Origin of the sequence: Bremerella sp. JC817, assembly GCF_040718835.1 — a bacterium.
Lineage (GTDB): Bacteria > Planctomycetota > Planctomycetia > Pirellulales > Pirellulaceae > Bremerella.
Genome location: NZ_JBFEFG010000162.1, coordinates 1 through 347 on the forward strand (window position 1 = coordinate 1; position 347 = coordinate 347).

Annotated in this window: 1 protein-coding gene; it reads left to right on the forward strand. The window is 69.5% G+C overall.

Going from position 1 to position 347, the window contains the following annotated elements; genetic code table 11:
• Positions 1-21: 21 nt before the first annotated feature.
• A partial coding sequence (locus tag AB1L30_RS00760) for a VWA domain-containing protein (protein ID WP_367011436.1) occupies positions 22-347 on the forward strand: 326 nt, incomplete at its 3' end.

Genomic DNA, 347 nt, shown 5'->3' on the forward strand with positions numbered 1-347 from the left:
ATGGGGTCGAACGACCTGGCGATGGTGATCGCGTTCGCCGAGTCGGCCCGGGTCGTCTCGACCTACACGGGGAACAAGGCCCAGCTCCGCGACCGGATCGCCTCCGTCCGCCCGGCCCGATCGGGGACCTCGCTGCGAGACGCCCTCGAGGTCGCCGCCGGGCTGGCCAACCCGTCGAAGCAATTCGGCGAGGGGGAAATCGCCAGCGAGGTCCAACCGCCTCGGCTCATGATCTACACCGACGGCGGCTTCCCCGACGTGGAGGGCTTCAGTCTCGGCAACCTGATTCCCGAAATCGTGGTGCTGGGCGAACCGCCGAGCGAGGCCCAGTCGACCCCGGGCACGAC